Genomic DNA, 17,294 nt, shown 5'->3' on the forward strand with positions numbered 1-17,294 from the left:
CAGTTCGGCACCGGTGACCGAGGGGCGGCGGGCCAGCGCGGCCGAGGCCGACAGCCCGGTGGCCGCCATCAGCCCGAGCGCCCCACCGATGCCCAGCATCCGCCGCCGGCTCAGGCCACGGCCCTCATCGCGCTCGCGCATCGCGGGCCTCCCGCCGCAGGAGGGGCCGGCGCCAGACGGCGATGAACTGCACGACGAGCGCGGCGACGGTCATCACGCCCAGCGGGATGTGCAGCCACAGGGCGCCGTCCAGCCCGGCGAAGTACTGCACCGTCTCGGTCGCCACCACCGCCATCGTGGTCAGGAAGGGCCAGGCCCTGCGCAGCCTGACCCACACCACGATCGCGGCGATCACCTGCAGATATCCGATGGACGTGACCACGTCGGCGCCGATCGCGTGCCAGAGCAGGCTGTCGTAGTCGCCGGTCAGATACACCCCGGCGAACACCGGCTGGCCGACGATCGCCACCATGTGCGCGCTGACGACGGCGCGCAGGGCCCATCCCGCGGGTGTCGTCATGGGCGCGGCATCGATGACCATGAAGGGTCCTCCTTGCCGTGTTCGTCGATTCATCAACACGCGCCGACACTATGACTCAGCAGTTATCTTGTCGAAGATCAATATTGCTATGCTGTCATGTCTTGGGAGGCATGATGGATCTGAACACGCTCCGGCAGTTCGTGGTGGTGGCGCGGCTGGAGCACCTCAGCCGCGCCGCTGAGGAGCTTCGCGTCGCCCAGCCGTCGCTGAGCCGTACCATCGCCAGGCTGGAGGGCGAGCTGGGCGCGCCGCTGTTCGACCGGAGCGGCCGGCTCCGGCTGAACGACGCGGGCAGGCTCTTCCTCGGTCACGTCGAACGCTCCCTGGGGGAGCTCGACGCGGGACGGCGGGCCGTCGCCGAGGCCGTCAGCGAAGGCGTGGGCACCGTACGGCTGGCGTCGGAGACCTTCCTCACCCTCACAGGGCCGCTGGCGGCCTACAAACGCGCCCATCCCGACATCGAGATCGAACTCCGCTGGATGCCGGCCGAGGACATGGCCCGCCACCTGCGCGCCCAGGAGGTCGACCTGTGTGTCGCCTCCCAGCCCATCTCCGCTGAGGGCCTGGCGGCGGTCCAGTTGCTCGATGACGCGGTAGGGGTCGCCACGCCGCTCGGTCATCCGCTGGCGGGCCGTACCTCTGTGAGCATCGACGAACTCGCCGGCCAGCCCTTCGTCAGCGCCCGCCAGGGGCATTGGCAGCGCAGGCTTCTCGATCGGCTCTTCGCCGCACGAGAGCTCACACCGAAGATCGTCTGCGAGGTCGACGAGCCCAGCGCCATCGCCGACCTGATCAGCGCGGGGCTGGGCATCGGCCTGGTCCCCGCCTTCGCCAGGCGTAGCTCCACGCGGCCCAGCGGCGCCTGGATCGCCGTCGACAGCCCCGACTGCCGTCGCGCGGTCACCCTCTACTGGGGGGCCGACAGCCACCTGTCGACCGCCGCCCGGCTGATGCGCGCCACGATCACCGGCTGGAACTGGGCCACCGGCCAACCACAGGAGAAGCGCGGATGAGCTCATAAGGCGGGCTGCGCGGTTGAGACGCCGGCCATCGCGGGCGGAGCTGTGCGGGACCGTCGCTGAAGAGGTCGTGCGGGATGAGCGCGACGCGTGCCCGCGCACCTAGACAGGCAACCAAATAGTTGCCTATTCTGGGAGGGTGGACGCGGTGTTCAAGGCCCTGGCCGACGCGAGCCGCAGGCGGCTGCTCGACCGGCTCAACGAGCGCAACGGCCAGACCCTGCTGGAGCTGACAGAGGGCCTCGGCATGAGCAGGCAGGCGGTGAGCAAGCACCTGGCGGTGCTGGAGGCCGCCAACCTCGTCTCGGCCGTACGGCACGGCAGGGAGAAGCTGCACTACCTCAACCCGGTGCCGATCCACGACATCGCCGACCGCTGGATCGGCCGCTACGAGCGGGGACGGCTGTCCGTGCTGGCCCGACTGAAGCAATCACTGGAGGCAACGCCCATGAGCAAGCCCGAGTTCGTCTATGTGACCTACATCCAGACCACCCAGGACAAGCTCTACCAGGCGCTCACCGACCCCGAGCTCATCAAGGTCTACATGGGTGGCACGGGCCCCGAGTCGACCTGGGAGGTCGGCTCGCCGGTGCGCTGGAAGTCCTTCCCCGACGGGGAGTTCGAGGAGCTGGGCCAGCGGGTCCTGGAGGCCGAGCCCGGCAAGCGGCTCTCCTTCTCCTGGCACACGCTGCAGCCGATGCACCGCCAGCTGTTCGACTCCGACGAGGCGTTCGCCGAGGCGCTCAAGGAGCGCTCGAGGGTGACCTTCGAGATCGAGCCCGCCGAGATCCCGGAGCTGGGCGTCAAGCTGACGATCGTCCACGACCTCTTCGACAGCCCCGACAGCAAGATGCTGGAGGGCACCAGCGGCGGCTGGATCATGATCCTCTCGGCGCTGAAGACCTTCCTCGAGGGCGGCAAGCTCGTCGCCGACCAGTGCGCCGGCTAGGAGCGCTTCGCCCGCCACAGCCGCTCGCCGTCGTCGAACTGGTCGGTGGGTGAGAGCCCGGCCTTGGCGGCGACGGCGGCGGAGGCGGCGTGGTCGGGATGGATGTGGGCCACGACCTGCTCGACCCCCCTGTCGAACAGCCAGGCCACCAGGGCGGTGGCGGCCTGGGAGGCATAACCCCTGCGCTGCCACGCGAGGCCGATCACCCAGGCGATCTCGGCTTTGCGGCCCTGCTCGGTGATCGTGGCCTGGACGTAGCCGACCGCCTGCCCGTCGTGACCGCGGCGGACGATCCAGTTGCGCCACTCCTCCAGGCCGTCGGGGGAGCGGCCGGTGACCTGCCTGGTGTAGCGGGCGCGCAGGCCCTCCAACGTGGGGGCCGAGCCGCCGGTGAAGGTGTAGAGCCGCTCGCCGCTCAGGACGTCCACCATCTCGTCGGCGTCGGCCACGGTCAGCGGGGTGAGGGAGATCCGGTCTTCGCTCATGCCTCCATCATGCTGCCGTGATCGCCCTGTCCGCCGGGCGTCCGCCTCCGGGCTCGTGATAGATGCCTTCGGGCTCGTGATAGATAGGGGGACATGGGCAGACGGGCCGGGCGGCGCAGGCAGGACGTCCTCGAGGGGGCCGCGCGGGTCATCGCCGAGCGCGGCGCGGAGGCGACCAGGTTCGCCGACGTCGCCGAGGCGTCGGGAGTGCCGATCAGCACGCTGCAGTACTACTTCGGCAACCGCGAGGACCTCCTCGTCGCCGCCTTCCGCCACTCCGCCGCCACCGACCTGGCCGTGGTCAGGCAGGGACTGCGGGGCACGCCGTGGGAGCGGCTGCTGCACATCGCCCACCACGTCGCGGGCGAGGAGGGCGGCGGCTGGCGGGTGTGGGTCGAGTCGTGGCGGTGGGCGCTGCGCGACGCGGAGTGGCGGGGGGAGTTCCTGCGCGACTACGCCGCATGGCGCGCCCTGCTCGCCGAGGTGATCGGCGAGGGGCTCGCCGACGGGAGCTTCGGCGCGGACGGCGACCCCGACCGCCTGGCCAGCCAGGCCCTCGCCCTCCTCGACGGGCTCGGCATGCCGCTGGCACTGGCCGACCCCGCGTTGAAGGACCCCGACGTCCTCGCCGACGCCCTGCGCAGGCTGCTGTCCGCACGCTGAGGCCGCGGGGCCGCTCTGCCGCCTCCTCGCGGTCAGGGGCAGCCGCGACCGTTCGACGGGTTGACGCAGAAGTCCACGTCGCTTCCACCGTCGTTGGTGTTGACGCCGCTGCCGCCGTTCAGGAAGTCCGAGCCGCCGCTCCCGCGCAGGGTGTCGTCGCCGGCTTCGCCGGACAGCCCGTCGCTGCCCGATTCTCCGTCGAGGGTGTCGTCGCCGTCGCCGCCTGAGACGGCGTCGTCGCCGCTTCCGCCGCACAACAGGTCGTCGCCGCCCAGGCCGTTGATGACATCGTCGCCGCCCAGGCCGAAGATCACGTCGTTGCCCGGCGTGCCCTCCAGGATCTCGGAGAAGTCGGTACCCGACAGGGTGGGGGTGGCGGTGTCGCACGTCGGCGGCGCCGTCAGGGCACGAGCCTCGACGTCGTAGCCCCGCACCACGGCTCCCGCGGGCGCCGCGCTCGCGCCCATGGCCACCATCACCGTGGCCGTCGCGAGGACGGCCGCCCTCCTCGCGACGCGACGGCTTCCCGTCACCGTTGGCTCCACGATCTGCCCCCTCGTGTCTGATCACGCGTACGAACGCAGATCTCCCCGAGGTCGTCTCTCAACGACCCCAAAGGTTCTCTCTGATCTCACCAACCCCGGCGGCGCCACGGGGACATGCGCTCCGCCAGCCGTGTGATCTGCGCAAACGCGTCCTAGGCTGGGAAAGATGACACACAGGCGAAGGCACGCGGGCTGGGCGGCCGCGGGCGTGGCGGCGCTGCTGCTCGCCGCGTGCGGCGTGGGTGACGGGCTGATGACGGCCGGCCGGCCCGGAGCGCGGTACGTCGGGACGACCCCCACGCCGGCGCTGTCCGCCGCCCCACCGGCCCAGGCCCCGCCCTCGCTGACCAGAGCCCGGATCGACGGGGCCGTCGCCGCGCTCGACGGCGTCATCCGCGACGCGATGGCGAGGACCGGCGTGCCGGGCCTGTCGGTCGCCGTCGTGCACAACGACCGGACGCTGTATCTGAAGGGGTACGGCGTGCGGCGCGTCGGCGACCCGCGGCCCGTCGGCCCCGACACGGTCTTCCAGCTCGCCTCGCTCTCCAAGCCCCTGGCCTCGACCGTGGTCGCGGGGGTCGTGGGCGCCGAGACCGTCACCTGGGACGACCCCGTGGCCGATCACGACCCCGCCTTCGCGCTCAAGGACCCGTGGGTGAGCGGGCACGCCACCCTTGCCGACCTGTTCGCCCACCGCAGCGGACTCCCCGACCACGCCGGCGACCTGCTCGAAGATCTCGGGTACGGCAGGCCGTACATCCTGCGGCACCTGCGCTACGAGCCGCTGACGCCGTTCCGCGCGAGCTACGCCTACACCAACTTCGGCCTCACGGCGGCGGCCGAGGCGGTGGCGAAGGCCCGCGGCGTCACGTGGGAGGAGCTGTCGGCCCAGGTGCTGTACCGGCCCCTGGGCATGAAGTCCACCAGCTCGCTCTTCTCCGCCTACGCCAAGGCGCCCGACAGGGCGGTCCTCCACGTCAAGGCGGACGGTCGCTGGGAGGCCAGGTACACCCGCGACCCCCAGGCGCAGTCCCCCGCGGGCGGCGCGAGCTCCACGGCCCGTGACATGGTCGCGTGGATGCGGCTGCAGCTCGCCGGCGGGAGCTTCGGCGGCAGGACCGTCATCGACCCGGTCGCCCTCGCACAGACGCACCTGCCGAGGATCGTCTCCGTCCCGCCCCGCGCCCCGTTCGGCGGGGCGGGCTTCTACGGGCTCGGCTGGAACGTCAACTACGACGCGCTCGGGCGGCTGCGGCTCAACCACTCGGGCGGGTTCGGCGAGGGCGCGGCCACCACGGTGACGCTGCTGCCGAACGAGGGGCTCGGCATCGTGGTCCTCACCAACGGCGAGCCCGTGGGCGTGCCCGAGACCGTGGCCGAGGCCTTCTTCGACATCGCCCAGCACGGCAGGCAGACCGTCGACTGGCTCCCCCTCGTGGGCAGGATGTTCGCGGCCATGGAGCAGGAGGGGCGATCGACGATCGACTACTCCAGGCCTCCCTCGGACGGCAGGCGGGCACACCCCGCCGACGCCTACACGGGAACCTACGACAACCCCTACTACGGGCCGATGCGGGTCACCTCGACCGAGGACGGGGGACTGGTGATGCGGCTGGGCCCCAAGGACATGGCCTTCCCGCTGCGCCACTACGACGGAGACACCTTCAGCTACGTCACGCGCGGAGAGAACGCGGTGGGGCTGTCCGGTGTGCGGTTCACGGTGCGGGAGGAGGAGCGGGCGTCGGCGGTGACCGTCGAACACCTCAACGAGAACAGCCTCGGCACCTTCATCCGCCCCCGCTGAGAAGGCCGGCGCTCCTCCTGCGGCCTCACGGAAGGCGGAGTTCGGCGAAGACGGCACGGTGGTCGGTGCGGGGGACGTCGCGCACCTCCACCCTGGCCACCCCCACCCGCCGGTCGGCCAGCACGTGGTCGATGGTGATCAACGGAGGCAGCAGCCGCCCGTGCGGCCACGTCGGCGTCAGCCCCTTGCCCACCGCCTCGGCGGCGTCGATGTACCCCTTGCCGAGCAGGTCCCGCATCGCCCTGTGGTCGAGGCTGGCGTTGAAGTCCCCCGCCAGCACGCGCACCACGTCGGGCGAGGGCGCGGGCAGCGCCGCCAGCGACGCGTACCATTCGGCCGCCATCGACCCCAGCGGCGGATTCGGGTGAACGGCCACCACCTGCGCCTTGACGCCCGAGGGCAGCGTCACCGTGGCCGCGGGCATGTTGTGACCGATCGGCGTGAACAGGCCCTTCAGCTCGGTCAGCGGATGCTTGGCGAACAGGCCGCTGCCGGACGCGCCCCGCTCCGCCTGCAGCACCCTGTGCGGCATGAGGGTGTCCAGCCCCGCCTCGTCGAGGCGCCTGACCGTCTCGGGCCCCAGCTCGAGCGCGCTGAACACGTCAGGATCGAACTCCTTCACCAGCGTGACCACCGCCTGCGCGTCCGCCCTGGAGAACAGGTTGATCGACAGGACCTTCAGCGCGGGCCCCCGTACGGTCAGCGGCTCGGCGAAGGCGCGCGGCAGCACGGTCGCGGCCAGCGCCACGCACGCGGCCAGCGCCAGCACGGCGGCGGGCCTCCTGCGGACGGCCAGGACCACCGTCGTGACCACCCCGGCCGCCAGCGCGTACGGCGTGAGCGTCATCAACTGGGTCGGGAACGATCCATGTTCGAGGCCGAAGACCCTGACGCAGGCCCAGGCGGCGAACGCGCCCGCCGGCAGCCACGACCTCCACCGCCTGCGCCTGCTGCGCGGCGCGGGCCCGCTCGCCCGCTGGACCTTCTCGGCGGCGATGCTCACACGACCCCCTCGCTACGGCTTGTCCCGCCACAGCTTCGGGGACGGAAATGAGAGGCGGATGAACCGCCGCCCCGGCGGCGAGGTGGACGGCGCGCGCGTGACCTCCGTCGCCGCCGACCTGTCGACGGAGGAGGGCGCCGCCAGGGTCGTGGACCAGCTGCCCCGCCGTACGCGTCGGCGACCACGGGCGGCGCCCTGCGCGTCGACGGCGGCTACGTGGACGCCATCCTGCCCTGAAGGGCATGGCTCCTCCGTCGCGTCGTGGCCTGCTGTGATCATGGTGGAGGATGGGCCTGTGACATGGATCGCCCCGGAGATCGAGCGGGTCGGCGGGTCGAAGACCGGCGACGAGCGCGCCCTGCTGCAGGGCATGCTCGACTGGTATCGCGCGACGCTGCTGCAGAAGTGCGCGGGGCTGACGGGCGAGCAGCTCGCCACGGCCACCGTGCCGCCGTCCAACCTGACCCTGCTCGGGATGGTGCGCCACATGACGAAGGTCGAGCGCACCTGGTTCCGCCGCCGCTTCTCCGGCGAGGCCGTCGAGACGGCCTACTCCACGCCCGAGTGGAAGGACGCCGACTTCGAGGACCTCGACCCGGCCAACGCCGCGGGCGACCACGCCCGACTGATCGAGGAGTGGAAGCTCGCCGACGCCGCGGTGGCGCGGGCGTCGCTCGACGACACCTTCGTCCACGACGACGGCGAGGAGATCTCCCTGAGGTTGATCTACGTCCACCTGATCGCCGAGTACGCACGCCACAGCGGCCACGCCGACCTGGTCCGCGAACGCCTCGACGGCGTCACGGGGGCCTGACCGCTCCAGGCGGCGACCGCCGGCGGCGCGGGCCGCGGCCGTGCGAGCAGGTCATGGCGGCGCCCCTCCGAGGCCGCCGGCGAGACACGAGGGATTGAAGATCCATCTCGCCCCACGGCCAGGACCGAATCCGGCGGCGATCACTCCGCGGGCTGCCGCGCGTGTGCGTTCTCGGCGCCGAAGGCCTGGAGGAAGGTGTGGACGGCGGCGCGGGTCATCTCCCGCAGTTCCGTGTCGTCGAGCTGGCGGGTGCCCATCTGGGAGCGTGACTCCAGCGGGCCGATGAGCAGGGCCAGGAGGTGTTCGGCCGCCTGGTCCGGGTTGGTGGCGTGCAGGCGGCCGGCGAGGATGAGCCGCGCCAGCCGGTCGGCGAGCGCCTGGTTGAGACGGTGCGGACCGCTCTCGACGGCGATGTCGAGGATGTCGGGGAAGTGGGTGAGCTCCGCGTAAAGCAGCCGCCGCAGTGCGCAGGAGCGGTCGTCGGCGTGCAGGCGCACCAGGTGGTGACCGACCTCCTCCAACGTGGTGCGGAGGTCGGCGCCGGGCTCGGTGAGCGGTTTCAGCGCGGCAAGTCGCTGGTCCAGCACGCTCTGGGCCGCGGCCTGGATCGCGTGCCTGAAGAGGGTGGCCTTGTCGGTGAGGTGGTTGTACACCGTGGGTTTGGCCACGCCGGCCTCATCGGCGATCTCCTGTACGCAGGCCTGGGCGTAGCCCTGACGGGCGAACACGGCGAAGGCGCCGTCCAGGATCGCCTGCCGTTTGTCGATGCGTCCGCGTGCGGTAGCCATGCCTCGATTGTACTGGCTGGTTCACCCATATGAACATCCAAGTTGCGCTGGATTCGCGGGATAACTAGTTTGAACCCATGAGTTCAATCCCTTCGGATGACCGGCTCGATCGGCCACTGCTGGCCCTGATCGGCGTCGTCCTGCTCGGCGGCTTGCTGGGCATCCTCAACAGCACGATGGCCGCGGTCGCCACCACGACACTGGCGAGCGCCCTGCACGCCTCGCTCAGCACGGTCGGCTGGGCCTCCACCGGCTTCCTGCTCGCCGTCACCGTCACCATCCCGTTCACCACCTGGGCGGTCGACAGGTACGGCGGACGGCGGCTGTGGCTGGCCGGCCTGGCGGTGTTCATCGCCGGATCGCTGGCCGCAGGCCTGGCCTGGGACGCCGGCAGCCTGATCGCCTTCCGCACCCTGCAGGGCTTCGGCGCCGGGCTGCTCGACCCGCTTGTGCTGATCCTGCTGGCCCGCGCGGCCGGACCGGCGCGCGCCGGGCGCGTCATGGGTCTGATGGGCGTGGTGCTGTCCCTCGGCCCGGTCTTGGGGCCGATCGCGGGCGGCGCCGTCCTGGGCGGCCTGTCGTGGCGGTGGATGTTCCTGCTCAGCGTGCCCGTCGGCCTGATCGCCTACCTGCTGGCCGTACGCGTGCTGCCCGCAGACTCCCTGTCTGGACGGCACCCTGCGGTCCGGCTCGACGTCCTGGGACTGGCCCTGCTCGCGCCAGGGTTCGCCGGGCTCGTCCTGGCCCTGTCGCAGACGGCCGAGCACGGGACGTTCGGCGCCTGGCAGGCGCTGCTGCCGCTGGCCGTGGGCCTCGTGCTGATCACCGGCTACGTCCTGCGCTCGCTCGGCGTCCGCCGCACACCGCCGTTGATCGACATGCGGTTGTTCGCCAGCAGGGGGTTCACCGCCAGCGTCACCATCATGGGACTGGGCGGGCTGGCCAACTTCGCGACCCTGTTCGCGCTCCCGCTGTTCCACCAGCAGGCACACGGCCACGGGGTGCTCACCGCCGGGCTGCTGATGGCACCGGCTGGCCTGGGCGGCGCCATCGCCATGCCGCTCGCGGGCCGACTTTCGGACCGGATCGGCGCCCGAGGCCTGGCCGCCGGCGGCGCGCTCGTGGCCGGGCTCAGCGCCCTGGCCTTCACCCGGATCGACGCCGACACCAGCCAGGCGTGGCCGGTGGTGGCGGCGCTGGCCATCGGCCTGGGGATGGGCTGCTTCAGCGCGCCGTCGATGGGCTCGCTCTACCGGAGCCTGCCCGGCCCGCTCGTCGCGCAGGGCAGCTCGGTCCTCTACATGCTCAACCAGCTCGGCGCCGCGCTCGGCATCGCCCTGGTCACCCTCATCCTGCAGACCGCCACAGACGTGATCACCGGCTTCCACACCGTGTTCTGGCTCGTCAGCGCGCTCATCGCGGCCGTGCTCGCCGTGACCCCGCTGCTACCCGGCCGCGATCACACTCCTGCCACCCTCTCCGAATCCGTCACCACAGCGAAGGCGTCCTGATGACCAGCACCGCGAAGACCATCGTGATCAGCGGCGGCACCGACGGCATGGGCCGGGCCCTGGCCGCCACCTACCTGGATCGAGGCGACACCGTGGTGGTCATCGGCCGCGACGCGGCCAAGGCGGCCACGCTGCCCGGAGCCCACGTCATCCCCGCGGACCTGAGCCTGGTCAGCGAGAACAGGAGGATCGTCGAGGAGATCAACGCCCGCCACCCCGCCGTGGATGCGCTGGTGCTGTGCGCCCGCTACTTCCGGTCCAGCCGGTTCGTCACCGCCGAGGGCGTCGAAGGCGTCTTCGCCCTGGAGTACCTGAGCCGGTTCATCCTCAGCCACGGCCTGACCGCGCCCGGCGTCATCGTCAACGTCTCCGGGCCCGGCGTCCCCATGGGCCGCATCCACTGGGACGACCTCATGCTCGAACACGGCTACGAAGGGGTGGCCGCCCAGATGCAGGCCGGACGGGCCAACGACCTGCTCGCGGTCGCCTACGCCACCCGCCGGGCGACCGGCCCCACCCGGTACGTGCTGATCAACCCCGGCCCGGTGGCCACCAGCTTCGCAGGCGAGTACGACCCGCCCACCGCCGCCCATGTCGCCACGCTCAAAAGGCACGGCCGGCCGGTCGGCGAAGGCATCGAACCGATCATCGCCCGCATCGACGCCCCGCCGGCGGCGCCGCTCACCGCGTTCGCGCGCTTCGACCCGATCAACCTGGACGATTCCGCCTTCGACCCCCACGCCGCGACCCGGCTGCACGACCTGACCCACCACCTGCTGGCCTCCTTGGAGAACTGACCCCGCGCCGCCGACGTGCGGACCGGCCCGGGGGTGGGTGTCGTCGGTCGCCGTCACCCGAAGGTGCGTACCGGCCGCGCATGCGGTCCGGGCCGCCGCCGCACGTCCACTCAACCGTCAGCGCATTCTCGGTGGAGTTCCCAGATGCCCACCTGTCCTAGCAGGTCAGGGACGAGGGCGCGCCATGCAGGGTCGTAGGGCAGTTCTGTCATGGCCACGCACCGCGGTGCCGACCAGCCCGGGAATTCCCGCGTGTCGAACCGTAGGGCGGCCGCGGCGGTGGTCCGTACTCTGCCCGCTCCGGCGTGGCGCAGGACGAGACGGATCGCCGCGAGTCCGTCCGGCCCGCCGCCGTCGTGGAGGTGCCGTTGGTCCTGGGGTACGGCGGGCAACAGGGCGGCTGGGCGCTGGGGAGGATTGACCGCCAGAAGATCGGCCTGCATCGGGCGGAGCCGGCTCCAGTCGGCCTCCCACAAGGTCAGCCGAGCACGCGCCCGCGACCCCAGGATCCGTGTGACGTTGCGGGCCGTGTCGTGCAGGGCCTTGGGGTCGTAGTCCTGGGCCACGACGTGAGGAGCTCCCGCCTGCAGCGCCGCCACGGCCACCAGCCCGGCCCCGCATCCAGCGTCGATCACCGTCAGATCCCCGCAGTCGTCCATGCCGGCGGCCAGGAACGCGGAAAACCACGATGGCCGGTGTACGCCGTCGCTGGTCTGGAGGGAGCCTCCGATCTCGGCCCACTGTTCGATGTCCACTCAGAGGCCGACCGCGCCGTCGATGCCCTGCCGGAGGAAGTCGGCGTGGCCGTTGTGCCGCGCGTATTCCTCCACCATGTGCACCAGCACCCACCGCAGGGTGATCGTGCCCCGCCAGGAATCCTCACCCGTCACCTCCAGGCTCTCCGCCTCGGCCACGAAACGGTCGGCGAAGTCGACCTCTTCCTGCCATCGGCGCCAAGCCTCGGCGACCATCTCGGCATCGGGTGCGGCGTTGTCGAAGGCCGCGTCTCGGTGATCCTCCGAGGCGAAGTACGGCTCGACCGCCTGCCCAGCCAGGTCCCGGCGGAACCAGCGGCGCTCGACGTCGGCCAGGTGCCGCACCAGGCCGAGCAGGGACAAACCGGAGAAGGACACCGGCCGCTGGGCGAGGGCCCGCGGGTCGAGGTCGGCGCACTTCAGCCGCAGCGTCTGCCGGTGCCAGCGCAGGAAGGCGGCGAGCATGGCCTTCTCCTCGCCTCCGGTCGGCACGTGGATCCTGGGGTCGGCCCTCTCCTCGACGAACATTTCGGCAAACATGGGCTTCTGGGGGGTCATTTCACTTCTCCAGTGGATGTGGCGAGGAGGCGGTCCAGCATGGCCGTCTTGATGGCCGGCCACTCCGTGGCGATCACCGAGAACATGGCCGAGTCCCGCAACAGGCCTGCCTCACCCGGTGCCCAGGAGGGCGACCACCTGCGCAACACCCCCTCGAATGTCGCCCCGAGGCGCTCCATCGCCCGGCGGGAGCGCTGGTTGCGTGCGTCGGTCTTCAGGTCGACGCGAGTCACGCCCAGCACCTCGAACGCGTGAGTGAACAGCAGCAGCTTGGCCTCGGCGTTGATGGTGGTGCCCTGCGCGGAAGCGGCCAGCCAGGTCCAGCCGACCTCCACAGCGCGCAGGTCCTGGCGGCCGGGCCAGTAACGCGGATCCCAGAACGCCGTGCATCCCACCGCCTTCCCATCCTGCAGGCGGATCTGCGCGAAGGGGGTCAGCCCCTCGCGAGAGAGCTGGGCTCGCAGGTAGGCCTCCACCTCATCCGCACGGGGAACCAGGGTGAAGGCATAGGAGGACCGGTCCTCTTCTGCGGCCTGCGCCAGCTCGGGCGCATGGTCCATGGTGAGCGGCTCCAGCCGTACAGCAGCACCGGACAGCACCGGGACGTCGAGTCTCATGAGATCGGTGACCTTCAGCTCTCCGCTCCCGCCTTGACGGCGGTCAGCAGGCGCATGCCGCGTGGGCCGATCTCGTTGCGTCGCACCGACAACCCGGCCCCGGCGCATTGCGCGGCGAGCCAGTCGGCGCCGATGCGGAGCTTGGGGTAAGTGCCGACCTTCTGGCTCCAGGTGTCGCCGGTACGGGTGCACAGCACGTCGTGGACGAGGACGGTGTCGTCGTCGCCATATTCCAGGAAGCAGGTCAGCAGCTGGTCGGCGGTGCCGCGGACCAGGATGAACCGGTCCGCGCCGGCCAGGGGACGGGTGAGGTCGCGGTAGGTGATCACGAGCTGGCCGTCCTTCACCAGGGCGTCGGCGATGTCGCCGAGCAAGGCGGTCACGTCGTCCTTGCTGGGCAGGTGGGTCAGCGTGTCGCCCATGCAGACGATGACGTCCGCCGTACCGGGCCGAGCGATGTGCGGCAACACCGTGCGGATGTCGGCCTGGACGGTCCGGATGGCGGGGTCGCCGCCGGCGGTGGCGGTCAGTTCGTCGAGCAGCGCCTTGCTCGTGTCGACCGCCAGCACGGTGGAGAAGCCGAGCCGGGCCAGGGCCAAGCTCTGGTTGCCCGGCCCGCAGCCGAGGTCCACAGCGGTAGCGGCGGTCGCCGTCGAAACGACGCCGACGCTGCGCAGCAGATCCGCCTGCTCCGCGGCGAGGGCGGCCAGATCGCCGCCGAGCATCCAGGTGTAATGCCGGGCGAGCAGCCGGTCGTAGTGGTCAGCGGCTTCAGTCATGGATCTTCCTCACTGTCGGGGTCACGGCCGGACGTTCACAGGCGTGCAGCGCCGCCGGCCCACACCCTGGCCGAGCGCCGCACCCAGCCGGACGTTCACAGTCGTGCGGCGGCCGTCGGCCCAGACCCTGGCCGAGCGCCGCACCCAGCGGCACTCCGAGCAGGTTGGCCACGGTCAACCCGGAGGGCGCGGCGGCGATCGCGGAGCCGGCCCGCCCAGGACCGGCCGCGGTGGTGACCACGATCAGCGCCGGCGCGGCGATCAACGTGCCGAGCGCATCAGCGGTCACCACCTGTCCGGCAACGGGGACCGGCACCCCCAGATCAGAGCCGATCTGCGACAGCAGGCCGGCGGTCAGGAACTCAGCGGTGCCGACGACGAAGACGCTCACGCACAGAGCGGCAAGCACCGGAAACGTTCCTCTCATACGGAGGAGGTTAAACTCTGACATCCATGTCAGAGTCAAGTGGAGGCGGCGTGCGTATCGGGGAACTGTCGTGTCGTACCGGGGTTCATGAGCGGCTGCTGCGTTACTACGAGAAGCAGGGCCTCCTGTGGCCGGAGCGTGCGGCCAGCGGTTACCGCTCCTATCAGGAATCGGATGTCGACACCGTCCTGCGCATTCGCCGTCTGCTGTCGGCAGGGCTCAACACCGAGACCATCGGGCAGGTGCTGCCCTGCATACGGGTCAAGGCCGGGAACCTGGTGCCCGTCTGCCCGGAGATCATCGCCGATCTGCAACACCAGCGTGAACGCATCACCCGCGCCATCGAGGAGTTGCAGGCCTCGCGTGACCTCCTCGACGCCGTCATCGCCGCCGCGCCCCTCACCGTCTCCTCGTCGGCCGCCCCCGCCTCCCGTTGATCCACCAGGCCGCTTCGAGGCCCGCCGGCCGGCGAGCGTCCGGTACAAGACCTCGGCGAACCGAATCCCCGGCCCCCGTAAGACGATCACTCCGTGTCGTGGTGACCGCGGGCGGTTCGTGTTGCAGTTCGACTGACCGATCATCGCGGCCATGTCCGAAAAGGCCGAAGACGAAGCGTGCGGCGCCGCCACCTACGCCGGCTGACCCCCGCTGCGGTCAAGTGCTTCAGAGCCTGATCACGACCTTGCCCAGGGCCTTGCCCGACGCGTAGTAGCGGTAGGCGTCGGAGGCTTCGTCGAAGGCGAACACCCGATCGATGACGGGACGAAGCCGGTGATCCTCTATGGCGCGGTTCATCGCGAGGAACTGGGCGCGGCTGCCGACGGCGACGGCGCGCACCGTGGCGCCGGAGGCGAACAGCACCCGGGGGTCGATCGGCGGCGCGGTGTCGGAGACGAAGCCCACGCAGGCGATGTGGCCCGCTATCGCCACTGCCTTGAGTGACTGATCCAGCAGGCCCGTGACGTCGACGATGCGGTCGGCCCCTTGGCCCGCGGTCAGCTCCCGGACCATGGCCGGCCAGTCGGGGGTGGCCCGGTAGTCGATGGTCGCGTCGGCGCCGAGTCCGGCCAGCCGGTCGGCCTTGGCCGGACTGCTGGTCGTGGCGATCACCCGGGCGCCGAGCGCCTTGGCGAACTGGAGCGCGAACAGCGATACCCCGCCAGATCCCTGCACGAGCAGTGTCTGACCCGGCCGGAGGCCGTCGCCGTCACCGGTCAGGGCGTTCCACGCGGTGACCGCGGCGCAGGGCAGTGTCGCGGCCTCCTCGTAGGAGAGGTGATCGGGAATCGGCACGAGGGCGTCCTCGTCGATCACGGCGAGCTCGGTCAGCATGCCGTCCAGGGAGCCGCCCCGCTGCGGCAGGTGCTGGGCGCCGAACGGGCCGTCCTGCCAGCTCGGGAAGAGCGTGGCCGTCACCCGGTCGCCGACTCGAGCGGTACGGACACCGGAGCCGATCGCGACGATCTCACCGGCTCCGTCCGAGACCGGCACCACGTCCGGCTTCACCGGCAGCACGTAGTCGCCGCGCAGCACCATCAGCTCGCGGTAGCTGAGCGAGACGGCACGCACCGCGACGAGGACCTGCCCGGCACCGGGGACGGGATCGTCGTGCCGCCGGATCGCCAGGCCGTCGATTCCGGCGCCGCTGTCGAGGTGATAACTACGCATTCTCGGGCTTCTCCTCGGTGGCCAGGGGAACCTCGCCCGCGGTCTTGCTGTAACCGAGGGCCTCCACGATCACGCCGTCGCGCACCCGCATGAGGTTGACCCCGCTCACCCAGTCGGTGGGACCGTCGCCGAAGCGGTAGTGCCAGCGGATCGTCGCCCGATCGGCGGCGATCACGACCTCCTGAGGCTCGAACTGGGTGGTGCGGTCCTCGACGAGCGTCCGCCACCAGGCCAGGCAGGCCTCGCCGCCCTCGACGCGCTCTCCGGTGGGGGTCGGCTGGACCGCCTCCATCACACAGTCCTCGCCGATCAGGTCGGTGAGCAGGTCGGGGTCGTGATCGGTGAAGGCGCGGTTGAAACGGTCGATGACCTCGGTGGTGGTACGAAACGACATGCTGACACCTCATAGATAGAACAGTCGGTCTACTGATCGATTTATATAGACTGGTTGATCTACTGTCAACCGCTGGAAAGCGCGCGTAGGGAGGCGGGCCGGGGCCGGCCGTCAGGGCCGCACGTCCGGCCCGTGGCCGCCGGGCGCTGGTCAGGCGTTGTCGTGGTGCTGATCCGGGGGTGGTGCCGTCGTCCTACCGGTAGGAGCCGTCGACGAGATCGGCGATCGCGCCGTCGCGCCGGGGACGCCAGCCGAGCTTGTCGCGTGCGGCGTCGCCGCTGACGCTCTGGTCCAGGGCGAGGGCGTCGGCGAACAGGGCGCCGAGCGCCTCACGCGCCTGGTCAAGCGGCCATCCCTGCGGTTGCGCGTGGACACCGGCGGCGCGTCCGGCCGCGGAGGCGAGGTCGTGGACGGCGACCGCGGTCTCGCTCACACCGTGCCAGAGCGACCCGGCGGGCGCCCGCTCCACTGCGGCGACGAACAGGTCGGCGAGGTCGTCGACGTGCACCATGGGCCAGCGCACCGCCTCTTCCCCCACGAACCTCGGCGCCGCGTGTTCGCGGGCCAGGTTCACCAGGAGAGCGGGAATGCCGCCACCTCGGCCGTGCACGATGCCCGGGCGGATCACCAGGGCGCGCACACCGCTCGCGGCGGTGTCGAGCACCTGACGCTCGATCGTCGGCCGGTATCCCACGATCGGGATGGGGTTGGCAGGGGTGTTCTCGTCAACGGGGTCGGGCCCGGTGGCTCCCAGCACCCAGACACCGCTGGTGTAGACGAAAGCTCGCCCGGTGCCGCGCAGCGGATCAGTCAGCGCGGCGATCGCGGCGGCGTCGGTCTCGGCGTCTCCAGTGGGCGTCGCCATGTTGATCACGGCGTCTATGTCGGGGGTCACCGCCCGGGTGAGCGAACGCGGATCGGTCAGGTCGCCGACACGCTGCTCGCGCCCGTTCTCCGGGCGGTCGTCGGTGGCGCGGGTCAGTTCGACGATGTGGTGTCCGGCCTCGTCCAGGTGGTCCGCGACCGCCGAGCCGAGGTAACCGCCGGCACCGATAAGCAGGATCTTCATCAAAGTCTCCTCTCGAAAATTTCGATGTCGAAAACTTAGACCACGATGTTCGCCAGAGTCAAACCCTTCGACGTCTAAGTGTTAGTCTCTGTGCACAGCCCACGCTCA

The 17,294-nt window shown here is 71.0% G+C and carries 21 protein-coding genes; 8 read left to right on the forward strand and 13 right to left on the reverse strand.

Annotated features, from left to right (window positions below; genetic code table 11):
* Window positions 1-124 precede the first annotated feature (124 nt).
* Complete coding sequence (locus ABFX50_RS26420) at window positions 125-541, reverse strand: hypothetical protein (RefSeq protein WP_346150033.1); 417 nt, start codon at window positions 539-541, stop codon at window positions 125-127.
* A 110-nt stretch (window positions 542-651) separates the two neighbouring features.
* Between ABFX50_RS26420 and ABFX50_RS26425 the strand changes: the two genes are divergently transcribed.
* On the forward strand, window positions 652-1,554 hold the full coding sequence (locus ABFX50_RS26425) for a LysR family transcriptional regulator (protein ID WP_346150034.1): 903 nt from the start codon (window positions 652-654) through the stop codon (window positions 1,552-1,554).
* A gap of 145 nt (window positions 1,555-1,699) precedes the next feature.
* The gene (locus tag ABFX50_RS26430; RefSeq protein WP_346150035.1) at window positions 1,700-2,509 is read left to right on the forward strand and encodes an ArsR/SmtB family transcription factor; all 810 of its coding nucleotides are present in this window, start codon (window positions 1,700-1,702) and stop codon (window positions 2,507-2,509) included.
* Here the strand turns inward: ABFX50_RS26430 and ABFX50_RS26435 are convergent.
* Window positions 2,506-2,994, reverse strand: a complete 489-nt coding sequence (locus tag ABFX50_RS26435) for a GNAT family N-acetyltransferase (protein ID WP_346150036.1) — start codon at window positions 2,992-2,994, stop codon at window positions 2,506-2,508. The two genes, ABFX50_RS26430 and ABFX50_RS26435, sit on opposite strands and share 4 nt — an antisense overlap.
* 93 nt (window positions 2,995-3,087) lie before the next feature.
* On the opposite strand from ABFX50_RS26435, the gene ABFX50_RS26440 reads away from it, so the two are divergent.
* Complete coding sequence (locus ABFX50_RS26440; protein ID WP_346150037.1) at window positions 3,088-3,657, forward strand: TetR/AcrR family transcriptional regulator; 570 nt, start codon at window positions 3,088-3,090, stop codon at window positions 3,655-3,657.
* A gap of 32 nt (window positions 3,658-3,689) precedes the next feature.
* On the opposite strand, the gene ABFX50_RS26445 is transcribed toward ABFX50_RS26440, so the two are convergent.
* Window positions 3,690-4,190, reverse strand: a complete 501-nt coding sequence (locus tag ABFX50_RS26445; RefSeq protein ID WP_346150038.1) for a calcium-binding protein — start codon at window positions 4,188-4,190, stop codon at window positions 3,690-3,692.
* A 178-nt stretch (window positions 4,191-4,368) separates the two neighbouring features.
* Here ABFX50_RS26445 and ABFX50_RS26450 point away from each other — a divergent pair, with 178 nt between their 5' ends.
* Window positions 4,369-6,006, forward strand: coding sequence for a serine hydrolase (locus tag ABFX50_RS26450; RefSeq protein ID WP_346150039.1), 1,638 nt, complete (start codon window positions 4,369-4,371; stop codon window positions 6,004-6,006).
* A gap of 25 nt (window positions 6,007-6,031) precedes the next feature.
* Here the strand turns inward: ABFX50_RS26450 and ABFX50_RS26455 are convergent, their stop codons facing one another.
* A complete protein-coding gene (locus ABFX50_RS26455) occupies window positions 6,032-7,009 on the reverse strand; it encodes an endonuclease/exonuclease/phosphatase family protein (RefSeq protein ID WP_346150040.1) in 978 nt (325 codons plus the stop codon).
* Window positions 7,010-7,067: 58 nt separating this feature from the next.
* Here ABFX50_RS26455 and ABFX50_RS26460 point away from each other — a divergent pair, with 58 nt between their 5' ends.
* Window positions 7,068-7,823: a DinB family protein gene (locus ABFX50_RS26460; RefSeq protein ID WP_346150041.1), complete on the forward strand. Its 756-nt coding sequence runs from the start codon at window positions 7,068-7,070 to the stop codon at window positions 7,821-7,823.
* Between the two features lie 140 nt (window positions 7,824-7,963).
* Here the strand turns inward: ABFX50_RS26460 and ABFX50_RS26465 are convergent, their stop codons facing one another.
* Window positions 7,964-8,611: a TetR/AcrR family transcriptional regulator gene (locus ABFX50_RS26465; protein ID WP_183646109.1), complete on the reverse strand. Its 648-nt coding sequence runs from the start codon at window positions 8,609-8,611 to the stop codon at window positions 7,964-7,966.
* A 77-nt stretch (window positions 8,612-8,688) separates the two neighbouring features.
* Between ABFX50_RS26465 and ABFX50_RS26470 the strand changes: the two genes are divergently transcribed.
* Both ABFX50_RS26470 and ABFX50_RS26475 read left to right on the forward strand, forming a co-directional pair.
* A complete protein-coding gene (locus ABFX50_RS26470) occupies window positions 8,689-10,122 on the forward strand; it encodes a DHA2 family efflux MFS transporter permease subunit (RefSeq protein WP_346150042.1) in 1,434 nt (477 codons plus the stop codon).
* On the forward strand, window positions 10,122-10,919 hold the full coding sequence (locus ABFX50_RS26475; RefSeq protein ID WP_346150043.1) for an SDR family NAD(P)-dependent oxidoreductase: 798 nt from the start codon (window positions 10,122-10,124) through the stop codon (window positions 10,917-10,919). Before ABFX50_RS26470 ends, ABFX50_RS26475 begins: the two co-directional genes overlap by 1 nt.
* Window positions 10,920-11,029: 110 nt before the next feature.
* Here the strand turns inward: ABFX50_RS26475 and ABFX50_RS26480 are convergent, their stop codons facing one another.
* The 5 genes from ABFX50_RS26480 to ABFX50_RS26500 are packed head-to-tail and all read right to left on the reverse strand — an operon-like array spanning window position 11,030 to window position 14,055.
* Window positions 11,030-11,674: a 50S ribosomal protein L11 methyltransferase gene (locus ABFX50_RS26480; RefSeq protein ID WP_346150044.1), complete on the reverse strand. Its 645-nt coding sequence runs from the start codon at window positions 11,672-11,674 to the stop codon at window positions 11,030-11,032.
* On the reverse strand, window positions 11,675-12,202 hold the full coding sequence (locus ABFX50_RS26485; RefSeq protein ID WP_346150045.1) for a DinB family protein: 528 nt from the start codon (window positions 12,200-12,202) through the stop codon (window positions 11,675-11,677). It abuts the gene before it with no gap.
* A gap of 26 nt (window positions 12,203-12,228) precedes the next feature.
* Entirely contained in the window at window positions 12,229-12,849 is a 621-nt protein-coding gene (locus tag ABFX50_RS26490) for a GNAT family N-acetyltransferase (RefSeq protein WP_346150046.1), read from the reverse strand.
* A 14-nt stretch (window positions 12,850-12,863) separates the two neighbouring features.
* Window positions 12,864-13,628, reverse strand: a complete 765-nt coding sequence (locus ABFX50_RS26495) for a class I SAM-dependent methyltransferase (protein WP_346150047.1) — start codon at window positions 13,626-13,628, stop codon at window positions 12,864-12,866.
* Window positions 13,621-14,055, reverse strand: a complete 435-nt coding sequence (locus ABFX50_RS26500; RefSeq protein WP_346150048.1) for an MFS transporter — start codon at window positions 14,053-14,055, stop codon at window positions 13,621-13,623. The genes ABFX50_RS26495 and ABFX50_RS26500 overlap by 8 nt, the downstream gene beginning before the upstream one ends.
* Before the next feature lie 50 nt (window positions 14,056-14,105).
* Here ABFX50_RS26500 and ABFX50_RS26505 point away from each other — a divergent pair, with 50 nt between their 5' ends.
* Window positions 14,106-14,492 carry a MerR family transcriptional regulator gene (locus tag ABFX50_RS26505; RefSeq protein WP_346150049.1) on the forward strand — a complete coding sequence of 129 codons (387 nt, stop codon included), beginning with the start codon at window positions 14,106-14,108 and terminating at the stop codon, window positions 14,490-14,492.
* Window positions 14,493-14,718: 226 nt separating this feature from the next.
* Here ABFX50_RS26505 and ABFX50_RS26510 read toward each other — a convergent pair whose 3' ends face one another.
* From ABFX50_RS26510 to ABFX50_RS26520, 3 genes are all read right to left on the reverse strand, one after another.
* Window positions 14,719-15,723: a zinc-dependent alcohol dehydrogenase family protein gene (locus ABFX50_RS26510; RefSeq protein WP_346150050.1), complete on the reverse strand. Its 1,005-nt coding sequence runs from the start codon at window positions 15,721-15,723 to the stop codon at window positions 14,719-14,721.
* Window positions 15,716-16,117 carry a nuclear transport factor 2 family protein gene (locus ABFX50_RS26515; RefSeq protein WP_346150051.1) on the reverse strand — a complete coding sequence of 134 codons (402 nt, stop codon included), beginning with the start codon at window positions 16,115-16,117 and terminating at the stop codon, window positions 15,716-15,718. Before ABFX50_RS26515 ends, ABFX50_RS26510 begins: the two co-directional genes overlap by 8 nt.
* Before the next feature lie 193 nt (window positions 16,118-16,310).
* Window positions 16,311-17,186, reverse strand: a complete 876-nt coding sequence (locus ABFX50_RS26520) for an NAD-dependent epimerase/dehydratase family protein (RefSeq protein WP_346150052.1) — start codon at window positions 17,184-17,186, stop codon at window positions 16,311-16,313.
* Window positions 17,187-17,294: the final 108 nt, after the last annotated feature.

Source organism: Nonomuraea recticatena (assembly GCF_039533245.1).
GTDB classification, from domain to species: domain Bacteria; phylum Actinomycetota; class Actinomycetes; order Streptosporangiales; family Streptosporangiaceae; genus Nonomuraea; species Nonomuraea roseola.